Origin of the sequence: Vibrio sp. 2-2(8) (genome assembly GCF_963888495.1) — a bacterium.
Lineage (GTDB): Bacteria > Pseudomonadota > Gammaproteobacteria > Enterobacterales > Vibrionaceae > Vibrio > Vibrio anguillarum.
The window spans coordinates 167,172-191,028 of the sequence record NZ_CAWPJM010000033.1 but is presented as its reverse complement, the minus strand read 5'-3'; the positions used below and the strand labels follow the sequence as shown (position 1 = coordinate 191,028).

Below are 23,857 nucleotides of genomic sequence, written 5' to 3'. Positions count from 1 at the left end.
GCAGTCATAGCCGATGATAAGGTTATGACTGCACAATGTTAATTGGGTCGGAGATAAAGGGAGAGTTTGCTGATTAGAAAATCAATATCATCGCGTGAGACGTCTTTATGGGTCACAAAACGTACCGGATTACCTGGCGAAACTTTTATTCCATCTTGCGCCAACTGATTGGTAATTGTATGGATATCGATAAAATCAGCTAATTTGGCAAATACGATGTTAGTTTGCACTAAATTTGGATTGACGGAAAACCCGTTTAAGTCCGCTAATTTGCGCGCTAAATATTGGGCATTGTCGTGATCAGTCTTCAGCTGAGTGACTTGTTCAGTCAATGCAAGATGGCCTGCTGCGGCCAAAATGCCTGCTTGACGCATGCCGCCACCGAGCATTTTTCTTAAACGTCGAGCCTTGGCAATGTAGGTTTTTGAACCCAACAGCAGCGAGCCGATAGGAGCGGAAAGCCCTTTAGATAAACAGACCGTCATTGAGTCAAAGTATTGCGCAATCTCTTTAACATCCACATCCAGCGCTACAGCGGCGTTGTATACGCGCGCGCCATCTAAATGCAGTGCCAAATGGTGTTGATCAACAAACGTTCGCGCTTGCGCTAAATAGGCGAGTGGTAGAACTTTGCCATTGATGGTGTTTTCAAGGCTAAGTAATCGAGTGCGAGCAAAGTGGGCATCATCAGGTTTAATGGCCGCGCGCAGTTTATCGAAGTCTAACGTGCCATCAGGGTTATTTTCGATTGGCTGCGGTTGAATAGAGCCAAGAACCGCGGCGCCACCCGCTTCATATTTGTAGTTGTGCGCTTGTTGGCCACACAGGTACTCATCGCCACGCTCACAATGAGACATTAAACCCAGCAGGTTGGCTTGTGTGCCTGACGTGGTAAATAGCGCCGCTTCAAAACCGTGTCGCTGCGCGGCCCACTCTTCTAAGGCGTTGACGGTTGGGTCATCGCCATACACATCATCACCCACGTCGGCATTAGCCATTGCTTCACGCATCGCAGCGGTGGGTTTAGTAACGGTATCTGATCGAAAATCCATATAATCTCCTCATGCGTTTTTCTATTTTTGCTAGAAGCATTTTCACTTCAATGTTTATCTGTGCTTGTGCTTTATTGATAACTAAGCACTTTATCGATAGCTAAGTATTTTATAGATAGCCACACAGCTTCGCCTTACTTAGGCAGGCAATGGTTTTTGAATCTGTGATTTGCCCAATGATGATTTTTTGCTCCAATTCCTGGATCGAAAGCGTCACCACCTCAATGACTTCATCATCGTCGCATGATAATCGTGCAGTTTTGCTCAACTGTTTAGCGACAAACAGGTGCTGTATTTCGTCACAAAATCCAGCTAATGGTGTGACTTGCCCTAAAGTGATCAGCTCACTTGCACTGTACCCTGTCTCTTCTTCAAGCTCACGGTGCGCGCATTCGGCTGGAAGCTCCCCCTTTTCTAAAGTGCCTGCTGGGAGCTCTAACAACCACTTTTTGAGTGAGGGGCGAAACTGATTAATCAGAATAATATCGCCTTGTTCTGTGATCGGCAAAATCACGGCCGCGCCGGGATGGACTATGGTGGTGTGCTCAATGCTTTTGCCCGTAGGAAGGGTGACATCCTCTTGCACTAATGAAATGGTTTTCCATGTATGTATGGTTTTGCTCATGCAAACTCTTCTTTAATTGTGGCTAGCCAATGACTGATATGGTGATAAGGGTTCAACCTTACCGAGAATCTGTGGCTAAGACAAAGTAAAACGATAACCTAAGTATCAATATTGCTTGCACAATCAGTGATGTCAGTCTCATATATGCAAACATTGATTTCGAAGAATTTCACAGAAAAGAGATCTGCTATAAGTGGGCGCTTATACTAAAATCTATTTGTAACAAAACAATAACAGTCGTATAAAGTTATGTATACAAACCATTTGGAGCGCTTAAGTGATCAATTTTACTCCTGCATCTCATGCGCAAAAAGCGCTACTTTCAGAGCGCATAAATAAGCTTGCTAAGGCTTTATCGGATGGTGTTTATGAGCGTGAAGACACCATCAAACTTTGTCTACTGGCTGCTTTAGCGGGGGAAAGTGTTTTCCTACTCGGCCCTCCTGGCATTGCAAAAAGTTTGATTGCTAAACGTCTGATCCAAGCCTTCGATAACAGCAGTTATTTTGAATACCTCATGACGCGTTTCTCAACACCAGAAGAGGTATTTGGTCCATTAAGCATTCAAGAATTAAAAGATAATGGGCGCTATGTTCGCCTAACCAAAGGCTATCTTCCTACCGCACAAGTGGTTTTTCTTGATGAAATTTGGAAAGCAGGCCCCGCCATTTTGAACACCTTATTAACGGTTGTGAATGAAAAGACCTTCAAAAATGGGAGCGATATTGAACGTGTACCAATGCGTCTTCTGGTTTCGGCATCGAACGAATTACCGGATGAAGAGAGTGGTTTAGATGCCTTGTACGATCGCATGTTAGTGCGTGTGTTTGTCAACCGTATTCAAAATAAGCAGAATTTCAAATCGATGCTAACTGTCGGTACGCCACAAGAAGCGCGCATCCCTGAAGGGCTTGCGATTACCGATGAAGAGTACCACTCATGGCAGCGACAACTTGACGATTTACTGTTGACAGATGACGTGTTTGAAAAGTTATTTGAGCTGAAAAACATGCTAGAGCATGCCGTTGAAAACCAGCCCGCTGCGGCAAGTATTGATATGTACGTTTCAGACCGCCGTTGGAAAAAAGCGGTGAAGTTGCTCAAAGCGAGTGCGTTTTTTAATGGCCGCGACTCAATCAACCCGCTTGATTTACTGCTGCTGCAAGATTGTCTTTGGAATAGCCCCGATTCTCGCGACATTGTGCGCCGCGTTATCCGCGACTTTGCGTTGAAACATGCTTTTGATCAACAAGAAGTTGAACATCAAATCGTAGTGTGTCGTGAAGAGCTGGCTGAGATTCAAGAAGAGCTAGAGTCTGAATTTGGCATGTTGCTCTCGCTGGAAACATCATCCGGTTTGATTAAAAAGCAAGTGCATCAGTTTGATACCAAATCGGCAAAAACCTATCAGGTAGGCACCGCTCATGACTTGGTCAAATTGGTATTGCTGCAAAGCAATATGTCCGTCTCTGAGGCCGAAAAAGGCGATAGCCGCTGGGTTTATGTGCCTAAAAGCGAGCTTGAAAGAACGATCAAAGAGGGGCATGGCGATGTGTATGGTTATGTGAATCAAAATACCAATTTGTGCCGTTTAAGGTTTGATTTAGATGCTGGTAATAACCTCGTTCTTAAAGATATTGCTAATCGCTCGGTGTTGGTGAGTTTGGTGACTGAGCAAGGTTTAGACGAAAGTCTTTATCAAGAGTGGCTTACGAAAGCGGATCAAGCCGTTGCACAGTTGCAACATGCCGAACACCATTTGCGTAAAGTGCGTTCTAAGTTTCACGGCGCTTTGCCGCATAACTTCATTGATCCGGAGTTGCCCACCGCTATGGAAGCGACGCTGCAGCATCTGCAGCAATTACTTGAATCGACTCATACCGAATGCGAAAAAACGGTGCTTCGTTTTAAAAACCTAAACCAGTTTTTTGCGTAAGGAGAGAAGATGCTTGGTGCCGATGGTTTAAATTTAGCGTTAATGATTGCCGATTCGGGCATCATTGATACGGCAGTGAATGATTTGCTTGCGCGCTCGCAAGTGATGATGATGGCTGAAAACCGCGGCGTGGCGAATTCAGTTAAAAATCACCTAACTAAGTGGCGTGGTAGTGTCAAAAAACGCATTACAAAAGTGTGTGAAACTGAGCGTTTTCAACAAGAGCTGACCTTATACCAAGAAGTAATTCACTGGGATGAAGAGACCTTCTTTACCCGGATTAACGAGATAATCAAACAGTTGGAATGGCACTCAGCATTTTATCTCCAAGCACGTCGTTTAATCGAAAAAAACAAGGGGTTGCATAACCCCATGTTCCCTCATTTCTTTTGTGATCAATGGTATCAAAGCCTTTGCCATGCGATTAAACAAGCGCAAATCAACGAACTTGAAAGTAACAAAGAAAAAGTGTTGGCCGATTTGTACCAGCGTATGGAAACCATGAAAAACATGGATAAAGTCACGGAATCGGGCGATGAAAGCAGCGTCGGTCGCTTGTGGGATATGGCATCGGCGAAGCTCAGTAAAACAGACATTAGTGTCATGAAACGCCATGCGGAATTTTTGAAAAAGAACAAAGGATTGCAAGAAATTGCTGAACAGCTTGGGCGCATGGCTGGCGAAGTCGATGACCCGGATCTCAACCGCACTCCAGCCGAAGCGCTGCAAATGGTGGAGGAGAAATCGGACGAAGCGACGGATGACATCGTCGGCATCCACGAAAGTGATGATCTGAACAAGCTACTGCCCAACGAAACCATGTTTCTTGCCTATCCTGAACTTGAGGTGGTTTTCTACAAGCATTTAGTGGATAAGCGCTTGATGAACTATCGCATGCAAGGCAAGTCTCGCACCTTGCGTAAAGTCAAAGCCTACCAACCAGAGCACAAACAGTTTGAGATTGAAAAAGGGCCGTTCATCGTATGTGTGGACGCTTCTGGTTCCATGAGTGGTTTCCCAGAACAGTGTGCAAAAGCGATGGCTTATGCTCTGATGCAGATCGCGCTTGCTGAGAGGCGCGAGTGCTACGTGATGCTGTTTTCTACTCAGCAAATTACCTATGAGCTGACCAAGCAAGATGGCTTGCGTGAAGCGAGTGATTTTTTAAGTTATTCATTTCACGGCGGAACGGATTTAGACCCTGTGCTAGAACAATCGGTTGAACTGATGAACAGTGACAAATACCGCAATGCAGATTTGGTCGTATTGTCGGATTTCATCGCACCTAAACCGCCGGAAGCTCTGCTAGAAAAAATCGCGACCTTAAAACATCAAAAAAATCGTTTCCATGCGGTGAGTTTGTCTCGCTATGGTAATCCACAGTTGATGGCGATGTTTGATCACTGCTGGGCATACCATCCTAATCTCGTCGGGCGACTGATGAAAAAATGGTAACGATTACTTGATAAAAACTGATGAATTGTTGCTCTAGTTGTTCGCCTTCTATCCTTTGCGGGTCGATTCTTAGTCACTTGATTCATAAGTGGAAAATTTATTGTTGACTCATTTTCTTAATCCGTTAAAGTACGCCTCGTTCTCACGGCAAAGCCCGAAAGAACAATGTCAGGAGTTAGTTGCTCAGCAAGATGAGCAAAGTTATTAAAAGCTGTAAAGCAATGTTTAATAACAAATGTTGTTAATAACCAAATATTATTAATAATAAAGCTAGCGAATGTACTTCAAAAAATTTTCGATGGTGTGTAACTGATTCAGTTGACGGCATCGCAATCCAGAATTGCGTGCCCTGGTGGTGAAATTGGTAGACACAAGGGATTTAAAATCCCTCGACTTTCGAGTCGTGCCGGTTCAAGTCCGGCCCGGGGCACCATCTATTCTTTGCTCATTAAGAGCAACAAAAAATTAAAGGCGCGATGGCAGACTGGTTATGCAGCGGATTGCAAATCCGTGGACCTCGGTTCGACTCCGGGTCGCGCCTCCAAAAACAAAAAAGACGCTTTTTAGCGTCTTTTTTGATCTATGTGATTAAGAATCAACAGCCTGCTTAGAAAATAACGCCATCGGTATGATGGCGTTAACATGACATTGACAGCAATGCATAGAGGTAAGTGTTAAGCCGCCTTTTCGGTTTGATAATTTCCCAGTAGGGCACTGTAAATTTCTTGGTCGCTTAAGACGCCGACGAGCTGATTATTTTCCACCAGAAGAATCGGATTTTGAGTTCGATGTTTCAACTCAATCGCACTACGCATATCAATATCAGGTGTTGTAATGATCATCATCGATGAATCAATGTTCGACATATCGCTGACTTGGGTATCCCAGTGGATAAGAGCGGTCGACGTTGCTCCATATAGTGTCAGAGTTTTATCATGTTGTGCGACCCAAATATCCTGTTTTTTGCAGACCTGCCAACGTTCGTCTTGTTGCTTTAACTGTTCGATGGGCTGCATTAACGAACGTCCTTTTAGTACGTTAAGAGGGTTAGTGTGTGCCACGAACTCTTTGACGTAGTCCGTTTTGGGTGTAAGGACAATTTCTTCTGGCTTACCGTGCTGAATCAGTTTTCCTGACTCCATAATCGCGATGTTATTGCCTATTTTTAGTGCTTCATCTAAGTCGTGGCTAACAAATAAGATGGTTTTGTTGAGTTTGCTTTGTAGATCTAATAACTCATCTTGCAGTTGCGCACGAATCAGCGGATCAAGTGCTGAGAATGGCTCGTCCATTAACAGGATGTCACTGTCCATTGCAAAAGCACGCGCTAAACCGACACGTTGCTGCATGCCGCCAGAAAGTTCGTGGGGGAATTTATCTTCCCATTCAGCAAGGCCAACCAGCGAGAGCTGAGCACGAGCATGTTGGTGGCGTTTTTTCTTACTCATTCCTTGCATTTCTAAGCCAAACGCCACGTTATCTAAAACCGATAACCAAGGCATAAGGGCAAACTTTTGAAACACCATCGAGACACGATTTGTTCTTAAATGCTGAAGCGTTGCTTTATCACAGCTGGCAAGGTCAACAAAGCGTTCGCCATCTTTTAATTCTAATGATCCCCGGCTGATGGTATTCAAGCCATTCACCGCGCGTAGCAAGCTCGATTTCCCTGAACCAGACAGCCCCATTAAGACGCAAATCTCGCCTTCTTTAACAGTAAGGCTGACATTGTTTACCCCTACGACTTGACCGCAGGCATCGATAATCTCTTGGCGAGATTCACCCGCGTCGAGTCGTTGCAGTGCTTCATTTGGGTTCTGACCAAAGATAACATCGAGGTTTTTAATGGTAATTGCATCCATGATTATGCGTCCTTATTATTTTGATGTGGGGTTTTGCATAAACGATCAAGAATGATGGCGACTAAAACGATGGCTAAACCAGCTTCAAAACCTTGAGAAATATTGACGGTGTTGAGTGCACGAATCACGGGTTTGCCAAGGCCGTCAGCCCCAACTAAGGCGGCAATCACAACCATTGAGAGTGATAACATAATGCACTGAGTGATCCCTGCCATTATGCTGGGTAGCGCTGCTGGCAACTCCACTTTGAGCAGTAAGTTCATACGGCTAGAGCCGAATGCTTTACCCGCTTCAACTAACTCTTCCGGTACCTTAGTAATCCCAAGATAGGTGAGGCGAATGGGGGCGGCGATGGCAAAGATAATGGTCGAAATGAGCCCCGGAACAATACCCAAACCGAACAGAACTAGCGTTGGAATGAGGTAAACAAAGGTTGGTACCGTTTGCATTAAGTCAAGAATTGGGCGCATCAGCGTATAAAGCCATGGTCGATGCGCGGCGATAATGCCCAATGGTACGCCAATTAATACGGAAATCGTTGTCGCGGCAAACACCAAGACAAAGGTTTCCAGCATTTCTTGCCAGTAGCCAAGGTTTAGAATAAGCAGTAGGGCAGCAATAACAAATACCACCAATGAAATCTGACGATGCAGATACCATGCAATGGCTGCGGTGACTAAAATCGGCACGGCAGGGGGCATCCATTTAAACACATCAACTAAAGATAAAATGATGGTCTCAAGTAAGTAGGAAACAGTATCAAAAAATGTGGCTGCATGGATGGTCAGCCAGTCAACGCCACTTTCCATCCAACGACCTAAGGGGATTTTGTTCTCTGTAATAAAATTCACGGTATAGCCTTTTGGAAGGTGAAATGCTCACCTCCTCCTTTAAATTAATTTATGCTTTAAATGGCGCTAAATGGTTGCTGATAGCTTGTTGTGCAGGTGTTCCAGCTTTGGTTTTTACATTCTTTAGCCATGGAACAATACTTTCTGGATGTTTGATTAACCATTGGCGAGCGGCTTGTTCTGGTAACACGCCTTGGTTGAGAATGGATTCCATCAGTTGGTTTTCCATTTCAAGCGAGAAGGATAGGTTTTTTAATAAATTACCGACATTTGGGCATTGTGCTAGGTAGCTCTGACGAACATTGGTGTAGACATTTGCACCACCGTAGTTTGGGCCAAAGTAATCGTCACCGCCATCAAGGTATTCCATTTCAACATTGCTGTTCATTGGGTGCGGAGCCCAACCTAGAAACACAATCCACTGATTACGACGTACTGAGCGTGCCACTTGTGACACCATGCCCGCTTCACTTGACTCAACAACGCTAAAATCTTTCAGCTCAAAAGCGTTTTCATCAACCATCGATTGGATCAAGCGATTACCGTCATTGCCCGGTTCAATACCATAGATTTTGCTGCGAAATTTATCTGAAAATTGAGCGATATCAGCAAACGATTGGACACCGGCATCATAAACGTACTTAGGCACAGCGAGTGTGTATTTTGCTCCTTCCAAGTTAGCGCGCAGAGTTTCAACCGTTCCAGCTTCACGGTATTTGGCAATATCGCCTTCCATGGTTGGCATCCAATTACCGAGGAATACATCAATGTCACCGTTTGCCATAGATGAGTAGGTCACGGGTACTGAGAGTAAATCGATTTTTGTCTGATAGCCTAACCCTTTGAGCAGCTCTGTGGTTATTGCCGTCGTGGCGGTAATGTCTGTCCAACCCACATCAGCAAAGCGCACCGTATCGCATTGATTGGCGTAAGCGTTGGCGCTGAGCAGAGTCGTCATTGCAAGTGTGAGCACGGTTTTTTTAGTAATAGACATGTTATTTCCTTGTATTTTTGACTAACTTTATAAATTTTATGAGTAAGCGTCCGGCTTTCTCATTGGTGGTTTTATTCTTTGTTTGGTTTGCCAGTCTGGTGCAATCCATACTGGAGCTTCAGTACTGGCTAATAGCGGTTTGCCTAAAATAAGATCGGCGGCGCGTTCTGCGACCATGATGGTTGGCGCATTCAGGTTCCCGTTGGGAATGCTTGGGAATATCGAGGAATCCACCACGCGTAAAGCTTGAATTCCGCGCACTTGGCATTGTTCATTCACCACGGCCATTGGGTCGTCATCTGCGCCCATTTTGCAGCTGCAAGAGGGGTGATAAGCGCTTTCCACATTCTGTTTGACCCATGAATCAATATCGTCATCGCTTTGGATCTCTTCACCCGGTTGAATTTCTTCGCCCCGATAAGTATCCAATGCTGGTTGCGCTAGAATTTCGCGGGTGAGACGAATGCAATCACGCCAATCTTGACGATCTTGTTCGGTTGATAGGTAATTAAATGCGATAGAGGGTGAAACCGTTGGATCGCGAGAGACAATTTGTACTTGTCCTCGGCTTTCTGGCTTATTGGGTCCCACATGAACTTGGAAGCCGTGACCATCAAAGGCTGCTTGGCCGTCGTAGCGCATCGCAGCAGGTAAAAAGTGGTATTGAATATTTGGCCATTTGAGTCCTGCGCGAGAGCGAATAAACGCGCACGACTCGAAGTGGTTGGTTGCCCCTAATCCTTTACGAGTTAAGATCCATTCAGTGCCGATAAGCCCTTTGCTGATTAAACCGAGTTTACTGTTTAGTGTGATCGGCTGTTTGCAGTGGTATTGAAAATAGATCTCTAAGTGATCTTGCAGGTTTTCACCCACGCCAGGTAGGTCTTGCTCCAGTTTCACACCAACTTGTTCAAGCAGCGCTTTAGGGCCAATACCCGAAAGTTGCAAAAGTTGAGGAGATCCTATAGAACCAGCACTTGAGATCACTTCTCGCAGGCAAAACGCTTGTTGGATCTTGCCCGATTTTTCAAACTCAACGCCGATGGCCTTTTGCTCTTCAATCAAGATTTTATGTGCCACAATTCCTGTTTTTACGGTGAGGTTCTGGCGCTTCATCGCGCGGCGTAAATAGGCATTGGACGTTGAGGCGCGAACTCCAGAATCTACCGTCATATGCATTGGTCCGAAACCTTCCTGCTGATAAGCATTGTAATCGTCAGTTTCTGGATAACCGGCTTCTTTGCCCGCATCGATGAAGGCTTGATAAAGTGGGTTCAATTGCATGTCGTTACCGTTACAAGTACCGACGGGCCCGTTGCCGCCACGATAAGCGTTCTCGCCACCTATCCAAGATTCAGCGCGGCGAAAATAGGGTAAACAATTTTGATAATTCCAACCCGCAGCGCCCAGTGATTCCCATTCATCAAAATCGCAAGCGTGGCCACGAACGTACACCATGCCATTAATAGACGAGCTGCCACCGAGTACTTTTCCCCGTGGGCAATGTAGCTGACGCCCGTCAAGATCGGGCTCTGATTCGGTTTCAAATTGCCATGCGTATTTTTCGCTGTTCATCGGGTAAGAAAGGGCGGTGGGCATTTGAATAAAAATGCTTTTATCGCTACCACCTGCTTCGAGCAGTAAAACCTGATGCTCGCCCGACTCGGTTAAGCGATCGGCAAGAACACAACCCGCCGAGCCCGCGCCGACGATAATGTAATCAAAGTGATTTAACATAGAAGGCTCCTTTGACGATTAAGCATATGGGCTAGCAAAATCATCTAGCTCCACTAAAATGCTCTTGGTTTGGGTATAGTGCTTCAAGGTTTCTATGCCATTTTCACGACCAATTCCGGAATGCTTATAACCACCAACAGGCATTTCTGCTGGAGAGTCTCCCCAGGTATTTATCCAGCAGATCCCGGCTTGAAGTTGGTGAATTACTCGGTGTGCACGTGAAAGGTTCTGTGTGAACACTCCTGCAGCTAAGCCATATTGAGTGCCATTCGCGCGCGCGATCACTTCGTCTTCATCGCTAAACTTAAGCACTGACATTACAGGGCCAAAGATTTCTTGTTCAACATGCGGCATGTCATCAGTGCAATCAATGAAAACGGTTGGAGCAACAAAGTTGCCCTTATCTAGGCCGTTATCGGTAACTTGATAACCGCCAGTGAGCAAAGTTGCTTGGCTAGCTTTGGCTTGCTCAATCGCTGTGAGCACTTTGCTTAAATGAGGCTTGGAGATCAGTGCACCAATCTGGGTGTTGATATCCATAGGATCGCCAATCACTAATTGTTCAGTACGCAGCTTAAGCTGAGCCACAAACGCATCGTAGAGGCTGTCGTGCACGAAAACGCGCGTCCCATGGGTACACACTTCACCTTGGGTATAAAAGTTTGCCACCATGGCGGCGGAGACAGCTTGATCAAGCTTGGCATCATCAAAAATAATGAGCGGTGACTTTCCGCCTAATTCCATGGTGACAGACTTCAAGCTGCGAGCGCTGTCTGCCATCACGGCTTTCCCGGTACCCGATTCACCGGTAAAAGAGACTTTGGCAATATCAGGGTGAGCCGTCAGCATTTGACCTACGCGGTAATCACCTTGAACCACGTTAAAGACGCCGTCTGGCACTCCCGCTTCACTGAAGATCTCTGCCAGTTTTAACGCGCTTAATGGCGTTTCCTCTGAGGGCTTGAAAATCATCACATTGCCGGCAGCCAGTGCTGGCGCTGATTTCCACATCGCGATTTGAATCGGATAATTCCATGCGCCAATGCCCGCGCAGATGCCTAATGGCTCGCGGCGAGTATAAAAAAACTGATGTTCATTGATCGGCTGTTGCTCGCCTTGAAGCGATGGGGCTAAATTTGCAAAGTACTCAATGACGTCTGCGCCAGTCGCAATATCAACGCAATTGGCTTCTTGAATCGGCTTACCGGTATCGAGAACTTCAAGTACAGCAAGTTCATCGTTTCGTTCTCTAAGTATTTTTACTGCTTTTAGCAAAATACGGCTGCGTTCTGTCGCGGTCATTCTTGACCATACCGCGAATCCTTGCTTGGCTGAGGTGATAGCTTGTTCAACGTCATTGGCACTGGCGTGCTGCAATCTTGCTATCACCTCACCTGTTGCTGGGTTATAGGTATCGAAACGTTCTCCTGAAGTCGCAGATCGGAGCGTTCCGTTGATATAAAGCGATTGTATTTCCATTTTAAGGCCTGAAGTGAGTTGTTATTGCGCGTAAAACGCTAATTGTTTATTGAGGTAATCGTTAATGATGGAATGTGCTTGAGCAGGGTCTATCCCTTTGGGGTTTAATGCTCCGCGTAGCCAAATGCCATCAATCAGTGACGCGATACCATGAGCCACGAGGTTGACTTGTTCTGATGGGAGCAGCGGCTTGAGTTCAATCTTAAGGTGAGAAAGTAAACGCTGTTCATTGACGTATTGCAGGCGATTTAATTGTGCGTCGTGCATGGAGTAAGCCCAAAACGCTAACCATGTTTTAACGACTTGGTTTTCCGCTTGGAACCCTTTGAAATTGCCGGTTACGATGGCATTAATGCGTTCGTAATGAGCCTCTTTTGGGAGTTGGTTTAAATGCTGAGTGATGGTGGTTGAAAGCTCACGTAAAACAACACGCATTGTCTCTTCCAATAATCCATGCTTGCCGCCAAAGTAGTGATTGATAATCCCTGTCGAGACCCCCGCTTCTTTGCTGATTAAAGCGATACTTGCGCCATGTAATCCAACGCGTTCAATGACTGTCATTGTTGCGGCGACAAGTTGAGGTTTGCGTATGTCTGGCATCCCTACCTTTGGCATAATTCATCCTGATTATTTTATATTGAGCGATTAGTTAAATATAAAATGCCATGATAATGTTTAGAGTTCAAATCTATTTTTGAATGATAATTGCCATTGAATTTATATGGTTAATGATAAATATTGCTTTAATTCAATTAATTACAATTAATTTTTCATAATTGTTTAGTGTGAAAAATATTTGAAGTCACCGTGTTTTTTGTTCGGTGCTAGCTTCTATCGTTCATCGAAGAAATCTTTATTGCGGATGTATTTACTCATGAGGTGATAAGAGAAGGGGCGAACTAGCCAGCTCAATAAAGACCTGCCTAATCGAATGAACGTTGGGGTGTTTTCGTAAATACGCCCATTGTAAAGCCACAGCAATTTACCCACATGCCAATAAATTAAAGGAATGGGTGGCATAAAGGTGACGATGTCGAGGTCACAACAGATACGATAGGTTTTGTGACTAAGCGCGTAGCGTTGACGAAAACGCCAATTACCAATCGCGGGTTGGCCGAATGTCACAATGCGTTTGATGCATTTTGGGTATTTCTTTTCGATGTAGTCAGCAAAGATACACCCAATAGCCCCACCCGAAGAGTGGCCAGTAATGGCAATGCGTTTGCCGCTCTCGATCAGAGGAACAACGACGGCTTCCAGCCGTTGTAAAACCGATAAGCCGAGTTTATCTTCGTTGCGCGTTGGCAGGCTCTCTTGATGCAGGAGATGGTAAAAGCCCGCATGAATACGGTAATCCAATCCTAAGTGCTGACAACTGCGTGTCCACATTGCAAAGTTCAAAAGCCAATCACTGACACAGTGCGAACCTTTGATGACCACCACAGCCTCTTCTTGGTTTTTACTCCACAGCACTCGAATCATGATTTTACCAAACTGGTTACGGATGATGTGCTGACCGTTCGGGTCAAAACCGTAACGTGTCTGCCTAAACACTCTGGGATAAGCAAGGTTGCACAGCACGGCATAGCGTTCGTATTGATAGCGTTTAAGTGGTTTCACATGACAGATCTCGAAGATATTGAGCTAACGTAGCGATTGAATGTGAACACTTTATGAATGATGCAGTTTAGGTTGGGGGAGTCTTTGTATTTAAATGCTGTCAGCCATAAAGATGCGAAGGAAAGAATGTCAATAATTCCCTCCCCTTCAAGGGGAGGGGTAGGGTGGGGTGTTTCTTGGTTGCTGACACCTCTGTACACCCCCTCCTAACCTCCCCTTGAAAGGGGGAGGAACAGAACGGTTCAGCTTCCACTCTAGATCATAATGGGGCAAAAATGAGCTAGCGAAGATCGGCCTGACACAAGTTTGAACAGAAGTTTGTCAGTGCTTTTACTAAATTAGCTATTCACGGATAACTTTTGATATTACAAAAGATTGAGTGGCACCGATTGATACGGTGCCGTACGTGAAAGGAAATGGACAATAACGTGCATCGTAACCTTGCGTTGCTCAAATTATTTATGCAAATATTCATGAAATATCATTCAGTTTGATAGATCAGCTTCGTTACAGAACCTATAAACTATGCTTCCAGCGAAATAGTGGTATGAGTCATCTTAGCTATTAGCCCCCCAATTCGCTTGCGCATCTCACGCCTATCCACAATCATGTCGATAGCACCATGCTCTAAAAGGAACTCACTTCGCTGAAAACCTTCGGGCAATTTCTCACGAACGGTTTGCTCTATAACTCGACGCCCAGCAAACCCGATAATTGCCTTTGGCTCACCGATGTTAATATCTCCCAGCATGGCTAGACTCGCAGATACACCACCCAATGTTTGGTCTGTTAATATAGATATATAAGGGAGGCCTGCACTGGACAAACGATTTAACGCTGCGCTAGTTTTAGACATTTGCATTAACGACATCAGAGACTCTTGCATGCGAGCGCCACCGCTAGCGGAAAAACAAACTAATCCACAATTTGCATCAATAGCGGCCTCAACCGCACGGACAAAACGAGCGCCGACAACAGAACCCATTGATCCAGCCATAAAAGAAAACTCGAAAGCACAGGCAACAACAGGTAAGCCCAGTAGCTTTCCTTTTATTACAACTAAGGCATCCTTTTCCCCTGTACTCTTCTGGGCTATAGCAAGGCGTTCCTTGTAGCGTCTCAGATCTTTAAAGTTCAGTAAATCTTGTGGTTCGTGTTCACTGGCAATCTCAACGCGTTCTCCTTTATCCAGAAAGCTGTCTAAGCGATGGCGTGCCGACATTCTCAAATGATGATTGCATTTAGGACACACCGCCAAATTTTCCTCAAGAGCCATTCGGTAGAGGATTTGGTCACATGAGGGACATTTAGTCCATACTCCTTCTGGGATCGACGCCTTGCGTGTATGGATTATATTCTTTTTATCTAATAGCTTTTCTAACCAACTCATGGGACACCTTTACCAGACAACTTCAGTAATGGGTATTGTATAAGCCAGTTTCTGGTAATAAAGTATGATTTATGGGTTTAATAATCCAATATTATGGGATTAAACAAAATGTTTGATAAGATTGACCAACAGTGGTTAAAAAGTTTTCATTGTGTCTACGAAAACAACAGTTTTAAACGTGCTGCGGAATTTCTAAGTTTGCCGACATCAAACGTCAGTCGCCATATCGCTTTACTGGAAGAGCGACTGGATACACGGCTATTTGACAGAACTACACGGAGAATTGCTCCGACAGATGCAGGAGAACATCTTTATTTACGAACACAGCCGCTGCTGGACAAACTTAATGATGCACTTGAGGAAGTGGCCCTTCATTCTCATGAGGTAATGGGACGACTTAAAGTCTTAATGCCTGATTCACCAGCTTTAGCCAAAGCAGTGGTTTCTTTTTGTACCCAGCATCCCTCAATTTCATTGTGTTGTGATACGAGCATTAGTCCCAAGGAAGATTTACTTGATGGGTTTGACGTCATTTTGAGTTTTCACAGAGGCAAGCTCGAAGACAACAGTTGGGTTGCTAAGGAAGTTAAACGTTGGCAAAGTGTTGTTGTAGCATCCCCTCAACTTCTACAGACCTCTCCTAGACCTTTTCAGATTACTGATTTGAAACACGTTCCGTGCATCAATAGTTTTACAGCATTAAATGGTACGCCTTGGGTTTTCAAAAACGCTAAAGGTGAGCCTATTACCCAAAAGGTACAGTCCTCATTTAAGGTTAATAGCGGACATCTTGCCAAATCAGGTGCGTTAGCTGGTTTGGGCTTCGCGATACTACCAATCGAATCCTGTCGTAATGAGATAGATGCTGGCTCTTTGAAAGTCGTAGAACTTGAGTTTGAACCTGAAGATCTAGTTCTGTACGTCTTTTATGCTTCCAGAAAACACTTGGCAAAAAAGATCCCGATGTTTATCGAACACTTACAGCACCAAGCAAATATAGATCAGAGTACATAGATACAAGAGCAGTTGTGATGCCAGACTTTGTGTTAGCCACTTCTTTTAGAATAAATTGTTAGCTAAGCGAATTGTTATGCAAAAGTAAGGCCACTGAGCATAGACGGTCTGCTGCTCGAAAATGGGATATTCCGTGCAGCAGTGTTCTGGCATCTGCCATAACCTCACGTATGGCAAACTCAGCAGGGTAATCTATCGCTGATTAATCGCACTAAGTAGAAAAGGGGCAAAAACATTCCAGCAAACTATACAGCTCATCATAAATAGCATGCCTAATACTCACTAAATTAATTCCCTCCCCCTAAAAGAGGGAGGAACAACACCGTGATGATCTTCCACTCTAAAGCACAATAGGGCAGCGTGTTTACGTTGCGTATATAACTTCTGCCAAGTGTTTTGACAGAGGAAAACTGACAAATTTTGTTGTAAATGATCAAGTTTGATTAGAAGCGATCATACTATATAAATTATCTTCCGATGCCTGTCGGCCTCTAGTATTCATGCTATTTACGATAAGGTGTTTATTTCTCTCTGATACTCCTCTTTATGGCTACCTCTTTAGGGTAGTTTGAGTTTGTAATTGATTTACATCAGTAATTCATTTTCTTTCATAATTAAAAATCTCGCTCAATTAAACGTTACCATAATTAGGAACCCATATGAGCAGGATGAAGCTGGTTGTCATCGGTAATGGCATGGTTGGCCATCGCTATATCGAAGATTTGGTCGAAAAAATGGATGCATCGGCTGTTGATGTCACGGTTTTTTGTGAGGAACCGCGTGTTGCCTACGATCGCGTCCATCTTTCTTCCTACTTTTCACACCATACCGCTGAAGAGCTTTCGCTTGTTAAGCCGGGTTTCTATCAAAAGCATGCGATTAATGTCTTGATGGGCGAGCGGGCGGTTAACATTAACCGCGAAAAGCGCGTGGTCTATTCAAATACTGGCCGTGAAGTGAGCTATGACAAATTAGTCTTGGCGACGGGCTCTTATCCCTTTGTACCGCCGATCAAAGGCAATGAAAGTAAAGACTGCTTTGTCTACCGCACCATTGAAGATCTAAAGGCCATCGAAACGTGCGCGAAAAAGAGCAAAAGTGGCGTAGTGATAGGCGGTGGTTTACTTGGCCTTGAAGCGGCTGGTGCGCTGAAAGCGTTGGGCGTACAAACCCATGTGATTGAGTTTGCTCCGGTATTAATGGCTGAGCAACTTGACTTGCAAGGCGGTTTACAACTGCGTAATAAAATTGAGCGGATGGGGGTGCAAGTTCACACTAGCAAAAATACGCTAGAGATCGTTGCTCAAGGCGAGACCGCTCGTAATACCATGAAGTTTGCCGACGGTTCGGATTTGGAAGTTGACTTCATCGTATTTTCCGCAGGGATACGTCCTCAGGACAAATTAGCTCGTGATATGGGTCTAGACATCGCGCCGCGTGGTGGCGTTGCCATTAACGATCACTGCCAAACATCCGATCCTGATATTTACGCGATTGGCGAATGTGCTTCTTGGAATCAAACTTTCTTCGGTCTGGTCGCTCCTGGTTACAAAATGGCAACGGTTGCGGTTGATCATCTTGTGGGCAATGAGAGCCAATTTAGTGGTGCAGACATGAGCGCCAAGCTCAAACTGCTGGGTGTGAAGGTGGGATCGATTGGCGATGCCAATGGGCGAACTCCGGGTTGTAAAAGCTACGTCTATCAAAATGAAGAAGATGAAGTTTATAAGCGCATTATCGTTTCTGAAGATGGTAAAAAACTGCTTGGTGCAGTTTTAGTCGGCGACACGTCAGATTACGGCGATTTACTGCAACTCAAACTCAATGATATTGAGCTGCCCAAACACCCTGACACCTTGATTCTACCTGCGCATGCTGGCGCTGAAAAACCGGCATTAGGCGCGGATGCACTACCTGATACTGCTGTGATCTGCTCTTGTTTTGATGTGACTAAAGCGAAAATTGCCCAAGCCGTGGCCGATGGTCATCATACGCTCGGCGCGATTAAAGCGGTGACAGGGGCAGGAACAGGTTGTGGTGGTTGCGTGCCTTTAGTGACGTCGGTTCTGAATGCGGAACTGGCTAAATCGGGTGTGGAAGTCAAAAACGATATTTGTGAGCACTTTGCGTATTCACGCCAAGATCTGTTCCATTTGATCCGCATTAACGGTATCACACGTTTTGATGAGATGTTGGCAAAACATGGACGCGGTTATGGGTGCGAAGTCTGTAAGCCAACAATTGGTTCTATTCTGGCCTCGTGTTGGGGGGATCATGTGCTCTCGCCATCGCTGGTCAGTTTGCAAGACACCAATGATAACTTCTTGGGTAACATGCAAAAAGACGGTACTTATTCGGTGATCCCACGCATGGCGGGTGGTGAAGTCACACCACAAGCGCTTGCGGTGCTGGCGAATGTCGCTCAGGAATACAAACTTTACACCAAAGTGACGGGCGCGCAGCGCATTGGTCTGTTTGGTGCTCAAAAAGACGATTTACCTGAGATTTGGCGCAAACTGATTGATGCTGGATACGAGACAGGCCAAGCCTATGCCAAAGCTCTGCGCATGGCAAAAACGTGTGTCGGTAGTACGTGGTGTCGTTTTGGTGTGCAAGACAGCGTCGGTTTGGGTGTGCTGATTGAAAACCGCTACAAAGGTATCCGTACACCACACAAGATGAAGTTTGGTGTCTCAGGTTGCACCCGCGAATGTGCCGAAGCGCAAGGGAAAGATTTAGGCCTGATCGCGACCGATGCGGGTTGGAATATGTATGTCTGCGGTAATGGTGGTATGAAGCCTCGACATGCCGATCTGCTGGCCTCTGATTTAGATGAAGCAACACTACTGAAATACATCGACCGTTTCATGATGTTCTACATTCGCACAGCCGATAAATTACAACGCACCTCAGTTTGGCTAGACAACCTAGAAGGTGGCGTTGATTACCTGCGTGAAGTGATTGTGGACGATAAGCTGGGCATTAACGATCAACTCGAAGCAGATGTGGCGAAGCTTATTGCTGATTATCGCTGTGAATGGACAGAAACGCTTAATCATCCTGAGCAATTAACTCGTTTTACTCACTTCATTAATTCTGATTTACGCGATCAGAACGTCGTGTTCGTCAGCGCTCGTGAGCAGCACCGTCCTGCGACTTATAGCGAAAAACACCCAGAAGCGAAAGGCGATATATTCCACATTGCGCTTGCTGATTCAGCAATCTCTACCCCTGTTTTGGAGAAATAACCATGGCCAATAACACAGTATTTCAAGCCATCTGTGACATTAATGACATTGTTCCCGGAACGGGTGTGTGTGCACTGGTGAATGGTGAGCAAGTGGCTATCTTCCGTCCGACTGAAGCGCAAGAAGTGATGGCGATAAGCAATATGGATCCCTTTGCTCGAGCCAATGTGTTGTCACGCGGTTTTATTTGCCAACATCAAGAGCAGTTCTGGATAGCAAGCCCGCTTAAAAAGCAGCGTTTCAATCTCATAACAGGCCAATGTATGGAAGATGAACGCTTTAGCGTGAAAGCTTATGCCGTGCGAGTCACCGACGGTGTGGTCGAAGTCGCGGCTTAACAGCCGCTTTTGAGACGATGAGATTCAATAGCAAAAAGGTTCCTTGTTCATCGAGTTCTCTTGGTGATGCATTGATGGTTGGGAGCCTTTATCTATTCAATTTCCCTTTTTAATTTTAACTTTGGTGACAATAAGGACCATTATGTCTTATGTAAAACCTGCCGATTTTGTGCAAACAATGATTGACGCTGGCGAAAGCAAAATCTTCATGTCAACGCGCGATACCCTGATTCGCGGTATTATGGCGGGGGCGATTCTTGCTATCGCAGTCGCTGTGGCCATTACTGCGGCTGTGCAAACCGGAGTGCCTATTGTTGGTGCTCTGGTCTTCCCTGTGGGGTTTTGTATTTTGAACCTAATGGGCTTTGATTTATTAACGGGTGTTTTTGCTTTAGCGCCTTTAGCTTTGTTTGAAAAACGCGCCGGAGTAACCAAAGCGGGCGTTCTACGGAATTGGGGCTTGGTTGGGCTGGGTAACTTAATCGGTGCCGTTGCCGTCGCCTTTTTAGTGGCGCTAACCTTCACCATGAATTTCAGTATCGAGCCGAGCGCGGTTGGGCAAGCGTTTATCAAAGCGTCTACTGCTCGCACTCTTGGCTTTGCCGAACATGGTATTAATGGCTGGATCACCGTGTTTGTGAAAGGCATCTTGTGTAACTGGATGGTGTGTCTAGGTGTTGTCGGCGCCATGACATCAACTACTGTGAGCGGCAAAGTGGTCGCGATGTGGCTACCTATTTTTATTTTCTTCGGTTTGGTTTTTGAACACGCCGTAGTGAACATGTACCTGTTCCCACTTGGCATGATGTTGGGCGCTAAATTCACCATCGTCGATTGGTTGGTGTGGAACCAAATTCCGGCCACATTGGGTAACTTAGTGGGCGGCTTGTTATTTACCGGGTTAAGCCTTTACATGACTCACGGTAAAACCTTGCCACAACGCAACCTTGGCTAACCATTGTTAAGTGAGGTTTAACCTCGCTTAATGACGATATCCTTTTGTCGATAAGGTAGAGAGTAATCATGGTAAGCAGTGTAACGAGTCGCGGTTTTGTCTCTTTAGTAGGCGCAGGGCCAGGCGATCCCGATCTACTGACGGTTAAGGGGCTACGCGTGATCAGCCAAGCGCAAGTGGTGGTGTATGATCGTTTAGTTTCGCAAGCGATTTTAGATCTGGCGCCAAGCAGTGCGGAGATGATCTATGTTGGCAAACAGTTGGATTTTCATTGTGTGCCGCAAGATCAGATCAACCAAATTCTGGTCGATAAAGCCAAAGAAGGTAAAAAAGTTGTCCGTTTGAAAGGCGGCGATTCCTTTATTTTTGGCCGAGGTGGTGAAGAGCTCGAAACGCTGGCTGAACATCATATCGCTTATGAAGTGGTTCCGGGGATCACGGCGGCGGCAGGCTGCACGGCTTACGCGGGGATTCCGCTGACGCACCGTGATCACGCGCAAAGTGTGCAGTTCATTACGGGTCACTTACAAAAAGAAGGTAAAGCGATCAATTGGCGATGTTTAGCGCAAGATAATCAAACCTTGGTTTTTTATATGGGGTTAAAGCAGTGCCCGAATATCACACGAAACTTGTTGGATGCTGGCCTGAGCGCAGAAACGCCTTGCGCGATTATCGAACGCGGCACTACAGATAAACAGAGAGTATTGACCGGCTCGCTTGACGATTTACCCCTTTTAGCGCAACAAGCACAAAGCCCAGCCTTGATTGTGGTCGGCAGTGTGACTCGCTTGCACGACAAATTGAAGTGGTTTGGCGTATACTAGGCGCAATTTGCAAAGCAGCGGCGAACAGGCCGCTGTTTTTGTTTCTATTTGAGAAGAGAGCTCATGGAAAAAGTTGCCATTCTTGTCGACGTTCAAAACGTCTATTACACCTGTAAAGAGAAGTACCGCCAGCATTTTGATTACAACCAATTTTGGTATGTAGCCACTCAAGGGCGAGAGGTGATTAAAGCCAATGCCTATGCGATTGCTAGCCAAGATCCTAAGCAGCGCCAGTTCCACCATATTTTGCGCGGTATTGGTTTTGAGGTTCAGCTTAAGCCCTTCATTCAGCGTCATGATGGCAGTGCAAAAGGGGATTGGGATGTCGGTATTACTCTCGATGCGATTGAGCTGGCAGAGCAAGCGGATGTGATTGTTCTGGTATCAGGAGATGGTGATTTCGAGCTATTGGTCGAACGGATTAAACAGCGTTTTAACAAAAAAGTAGAAGTGTACGGAGTACCAAGGCTGACGGCTCAAAGCCTTATTGATGTCGCCAGCCAGTTTGTTCCAATCGAGCAAGACTTACTGTTGTAGCTCACCTTCAGCAGGCACAATCTCACTATGTTGGGTATCTACCGTGCTGGTTGAAGCGGCTTGCTCTGCGTCTAATTTTTCACGTTCAGCTTTGGAAATATAACGAGGCTTATTGCTGCCGTGCAGCTTGGCATGCTTCTTTTTAAGATGCTTTTGCAGTGTTTGGTTAATTTTCTTTTTGCGGTTCATAGTCGTCTGCTCTTTGACACAAAGTCTTGGGTACATGAGGAACAAGGTGGCGCAGGATACTTGTTTTTATCTGCGATCTCAATGGGAGTTATTGGCAATGGAAAAAATGCATAGCGATCTTTTAACGGGAGAGCTGCTCAGTGAGTTTCGCACCGTAGAGGCGATGGTGAATATTTATTGTCAGCGCCATCATCGCTGTCAATCTGGACTCTGTACGTGTTGCAAAACCTTGTTGGAATATGCGCAAGTACGTTTAGATCGCTGTCCTTATGGCCAACATAAACCCACCTGTAACCGTTGCCCAATTCATTGCTATAAGCCTGAGCCGAAAGAACAAATGAGATTGGTGATGCGTTACGCAGGGCCAAGAATGTTGCTCTCTCACCCTATATTGGCGATCCGCCATCTACGGCATGAAAAACGTGCACTACCAGAAAAACCAAAGGCGCATGCATCAAATCGCCATCAACGATTGAACCGTGCGCCTTGCGATAAAATATGATCCGCTTTGCTGCGACTTATTTCCCCGCCACCCATTGGCGTTTGGTTTTGAGGCTTGAAGCCAACATATAAATACAAGTCGCCAGTAAAGCAATAAAGAGATAACCCATTAAGCCTTGCGATCTTTGCATAAACCAATCAGCGATCACGGGGCCAACCACAGAGCCGATACTGTAGCTAAACAGCATAACTTGTGTCGCTGAGACAATGTAATTGGCATCGAGCTTATCACAACCTAAGTTGATGGCGATTGGGTACAGGGCAAACGTCGCCATGCCTAAGAAAAACAAGCTGGCAGCTAATATCATCATCGTTGAATCGAACAAGGTTATGGTAATCGCCGCAGAGCCAATCAAGCAAAACAGTGCCATTAATAGTGTTCGGCCCAAAAACTTTGATAGCCAAGGCACCATAGGTTGCACCGCCATGCCACCCAAAACTACAAGCGCCATTAAGCTACCAATATCGGTATGGCTGATACCGCGTTGTTCCAATTCAACAGGCATTAGACCGTAGATAGCCCCCAAGGTGAGCCCTGAAACTCCGCAACCGAGCAAGGCCGCATGGTTTAGTTTGAGTACCTGTTTCAGTGATAGGCTGACGGCATGCTGCGTTGACGGTTGGTCGGATTCGCCATAAATCAGCACCACACTGGCGATTAATAGCAAGGTAATGATGGCAATGAAAGGCACGCCGCCTGATACGCCTAAATAACCAATCCCTAATTGGCCCAATGCCGTGCCGCCGTAAAGCGCCGCCATATAAATACCAAGGCGTTTTGCTCGGCCTTTTTCATCACCATGCAATAGCCAAGACTCGACAACGACAAAGACACCAGCCACCGCAATACCAGCAACAAAACGTGCCACTAACCAAGCACTGGCATAGTGCAGAGCAGGTAAGGCAAAAATGGTTAACATGAGTAGCGCTAAGCACCATACAAAAGCGTTTCGGTGGCCAACGCGGTTGACAACAGGTTCAACGACTAATGCGCCGATCAATAAGCCAGCGTAAAAGGCACTGGCAAGCCAGCTTGCCAATGAGCTCTCAAGCCCGTAGTGCGGCAACATCAATGGGATCAGGCTCATTAAATAGCCTGAGGCAATCGCATAAAGCGATAGCGCAATGACCGGAACGGAAATGCGAGGTGAAGACGCGTTCACAGTAATGTTGTCCATTGACTTTGCCTCAAAACCAGAATTGATGGGATATTTTGCGGCGAATATGGAGCTGATATTGAGAAAGGTAAA

General features: G+C 45.7%; 21 protein-coding genes and 2 tRNA genes. 11 read left to right on the top strand and 12 right to left on the bottom strand.

Annotated elements, in window-relative coordinates; translation table 11 throughout:
* Positions 1–38: 38 nt before the first annotated feature.
* Both ltaE and AACV12_RS10080 read right to left on the bottom strand, forming a co-directional pair.
* A complete protein-coding gene (ltaE, locus tag AACV12_RS10085; protein ID WP_170900280.1) occupies positions 39–1,052 on the bottom strand; it encodes a low-specificity L-threonine aldolase in 1,014 nt (337 codons plus the stop codon).
* 109 nt (positions 1,053–1,161) lie between these two features.
* Positions 1,162–1,677: an NUDIX hydrolase gene (locus AACV12_RS10080; RefSeq protein WP_017046096.1), complete on the bottom strand. Its 516-nt coding sequence runs from the start codon at positions 1,675–1,677 to the stop codon at positions 1,162–1,164.
* A 277-nt stretch (positions 1,678–1,954) separates the two neighbouring features.
* On the opposite strand from AACV12_RS10080, the gene AACV12_RS10075 reads away from it, so the two are divergent.
* The 4 genes from AACV12_RS10075 to AACV12_RS10060 all read left to right on the top strand — a co-directional run bounded on the left by AACV12_RS10075 (position 1,955) and on the right by AACV12_RS10060 (position 5,612).
* The gene (locus tag AACV12_RS10075) at positions 1,955–3,613 is read left to right on the top strand and encodes an ATPase RavA domain-containing protein (RefSeq protein ID WP_013867938.1); all 1,659 of its coding nucleotides are present in this window, start codon (positions 1,955–1,957) and stop codon (positions 3,611–3,613) included.
* A gap of 9 nt (positions 3,614–3,622) precedes the next feature.
* Complete coding sequence (gene viaA / locus AACV12_RS10070; RefSeq protein ID WP_019283198.1) at positions 3,623–5,068, top strand: ATPase RavA stimulator ViaA; 1,446 nt, start codon at positions 3,623–3,625, stop codon at positions 5,066–5,068.
* Positions 5,069–5,414: 346 nt separating this feature from the next.
* A tRNA-Leu gene (locus AACV12_RS10065) sits at positions 5,415–5,501 on the top strand.
* A 37-nt stretch (positions 5,502–5,538) separates the two neighbouring features.
* Positions 5,539–5,612: transfer RNA gene (locus AACV12_RS10060), tRNA-Cys, on the top strand.
* Positions 5,613–5,742: 130 nt separating this feature from the next.
* Here the strand turns inward: AACV12_RS10060 and choV are convergent.
* The 8 genes from choV to accD all read right to left on the bottom strand — a co-directional run bounded on the left by choV (position 5,743) and on the right by accD (position 15,001).
* The gene (gene choV, locus AACV12_RS10055; RefSeq protein WP_170900279.1) at positions 5,743–6,930 is read right to left on the bottom strand and encodes a choline ABC transporter ATP-binding protein; all 1,188 of its coding nucleotides are present in this window, start codon (positions 6,928–6,930) and stop codon (positions 5,743–5,745) included.
* A gap of 2 nt (positions 6,931–6,932) precedes the next feature.
* Complete coding sequence (choW, locus tag AACV12_RS10050; RefSeq protein WP_017048787.1) at positions 6,933–7,781, bottom strand: choline ABC transporter permease subunit; 849 nt, start codon at positions 7,779–7,781, stop codon at positions 6,933–6,935.
* Positions 7,782–7,830: 49 nt separating this feature from the next.
* On the bottom strand, positions 7,831–8,775 hold the full coding sequence (locus tag AACV12_RS10045) for a choline ABC transporter substrate-binding protein (RefSeq protein ID WP_170900278.1): 945 nt from the start codon (positions 8,773–8,775) through the stop codon (positions 7,831–7,833).
* A gap of 36 nt (positions 8,776–8,811) precedes the next feature.
* Entirely contained in the window at positions 8,812–10,512 is a 1,701-nt protein-coding gene (betA, locus tag AACV12_RS10040) for a choline dehydrogenase (RefSeq protein ID WP_170900277.1), read from the bottom strand.
* A gap of 18 nt (positions 10,513–10,530) precedes the next feature.
* Positions 10,531–11,991 (bottom strand): betaine-aldehyde dehydrogenase, encoded by a 1,461-nt coding sequence (betB, locus tag AACV12_RS10035; protein WP_170900276.1) that lies wholly within the window; start codon positions 11,989–11,991, stop codon positions 10,531–10,533.
* Positions 11,992–12,012: 21 nt separating this feature from the next.
* A complete protein-coding gene (betI, locus tag AACV12_RS10030) occupies positions 12,013–12,606 on the bottom strand; it encodes a transcriptional regulator BetI (RefSeq protein WP_017046103.1) in 594 nt (197 codons plus the stop codon).
* Positions 12,607–12,822: 216 nt separating this feature from the next.
* Positions 12,823–13,611, bottom strand: a complete 789-nt coding sequence (locus tag AACV12_RS10025) for a lipase family protein (protein WP_017048783.1) — start codon at positions 13,609–13,611, stop codon at positions 12,823–12,825.
* A 523-nt stretch (positions 13,612–14,134) separates the two neighbouring features.
* The gene (gene accD / locus AACV12_RS10020) at positions 14,135–15,001 is read right to left on the bottom strand and encodes an acetyl-CoA carboxylase, carboxyltransferase subunit beta (RefSeq protein WP_017050137.1); all 867 of its coding nucleotides are present in this window, start codon (positions 14,999–15,001) and stop codon (positions 14,135–14,137) included.
* Positions 15,002–15,109: 108 nt separating this feature from the next.
* On the opposite strand from accD, the gene AACV12_RS10015 reads away from it, so the two are divergent.
* The 6 genes from AACV12_RS10015 to AACV12_RS09990 all read left to right on the top strand — a co-directional run bounded on the left by AACV12_RS10015 (position 15,110) and on the right by AACV12_RS09990 (position 21,917).
* The gene (locus tag AACV12_RS10015; protein ID WP_017050136.1) at positions 15,110–16,015 is read left to right on the top strand and encodes a LysR family transcriptional regulator; all 906 of its coding nucleotides are present in this window, start codon (positions 15,110–15,112) and stop codon (positions 16,013–16,015) included.
* Between the two features lie 659 nt (positions 16,016–16,674).
* Positions 16,675–19,263 carry a nitrite reductase large subunit NirB gene (gene nirB / locus AACV12_RS10010; protein WP_170900275.1) on the top strand — a complete coding sequence of 863 codons (2,589 nt, stop codon included), beginning with the start codon at positions 16,675–16,677 and terminating at the stop codon, positions 19,261–19,263.
* A 2-nt stretch (positions 19,264–19,265) separates the two neighbouring features.
* The gene (nirD, locus tag AACV12_RS10005; protein ID WP_017046108.1) at positions 19,266–19,601 is read left to right on the top strand and encodes a nitrite reductase small subunit NirD; all 336 of its coding nucleotides are present in this window, start codon (positions 19,266–19,268) and stop codon (positions 19,599–19,601) included.
* Between the two features lie 142 nt (positions 19,602–19,743).
* Positions 19,744–20,556, top strand: a complete 813-nt coding sequence (locus tag AACV12_RS10000) for a formate/nitrite transporter family protein (protein ID WP_029189754.1) — start codon at positions 19,744–19,746, stop codon at positions 20,554–20,556.
* Positions 20,557–20,624: 68 nt separating this feature from the next.
* Positions 20,625–21,380, top strand: a complete 756-nt coding sequence (gene cobA / locus AACV12_RS09995) for a uroporphyrinogen-III C-methyltransferase (RefSeq protein ID WP_017047244.1) — start codon at positions 20,625–20,627, stop codon at positions 21,378–21,380.
* Positions 21,381–21,443: 63 nt separating this feature from the next.
* Positions 21,444–21,917, top strand: coding sequence for a LabA-like NYN domain-containing protein (locus AACV12_RS09990; RefSeq protein ID WP_170900274.1), 474 nt, complete (start codon positions 21,444–21,446; stop codon positions 21,915–21,917).
* Here AACV12_RS09990 and AACV12_RS09985 read toward each other — a convergent pair.
* A complete protein-coding gene (locus AACV12_RS09985) occupies positions 21,906–22,106 on the bottom strand; it encodes a DUF2986 domain-containing protein (protein ID WP_010319684.1) in 201 nt (66 codons plus the stop codon). The two genes, AACV12_RS09990 and AACV12_RS09985, sit on opposite strands and share 12 nt — an antisense overlap.
* Before the next feature lie 97 nt (positions 22,107–22,203).
* Here AACV12_RS09985 and AACV12_RS09980 point away from each other — a divergent pair, with 97 nt between their 5' ends.
* Positions 22,204–22,608: a nitrous oxide-stimulated promoter family protein gene (locus AACV12_RS09980; RefSeq protein WP_212754885.1), complete on the top strand. Its 405-nt coding sequence runs from the start codon at positions 22,204–22,206 to the stop codon at positions 22,606–22,608.
* Positions 22,609–22,624: 16 nt separating this feature from the next.
* On the opposite strand, the gene AACV12_RS09975 is transcribed toward AACV12_RS09980, so the two are convergent.
* Complete coding sequence (locus tag AACV12_RS09975; RefSeq protein WP_017047243.1) at positions 22,625–23,785, bottom strand: MFS transporter; 1,161 nt, start codon at positions 23,783–23,785, stop codon at positions 22,625–22,627.
* Between the last annotated feature and the right edge of the window lie 72 nt (positions 23,786–23,857).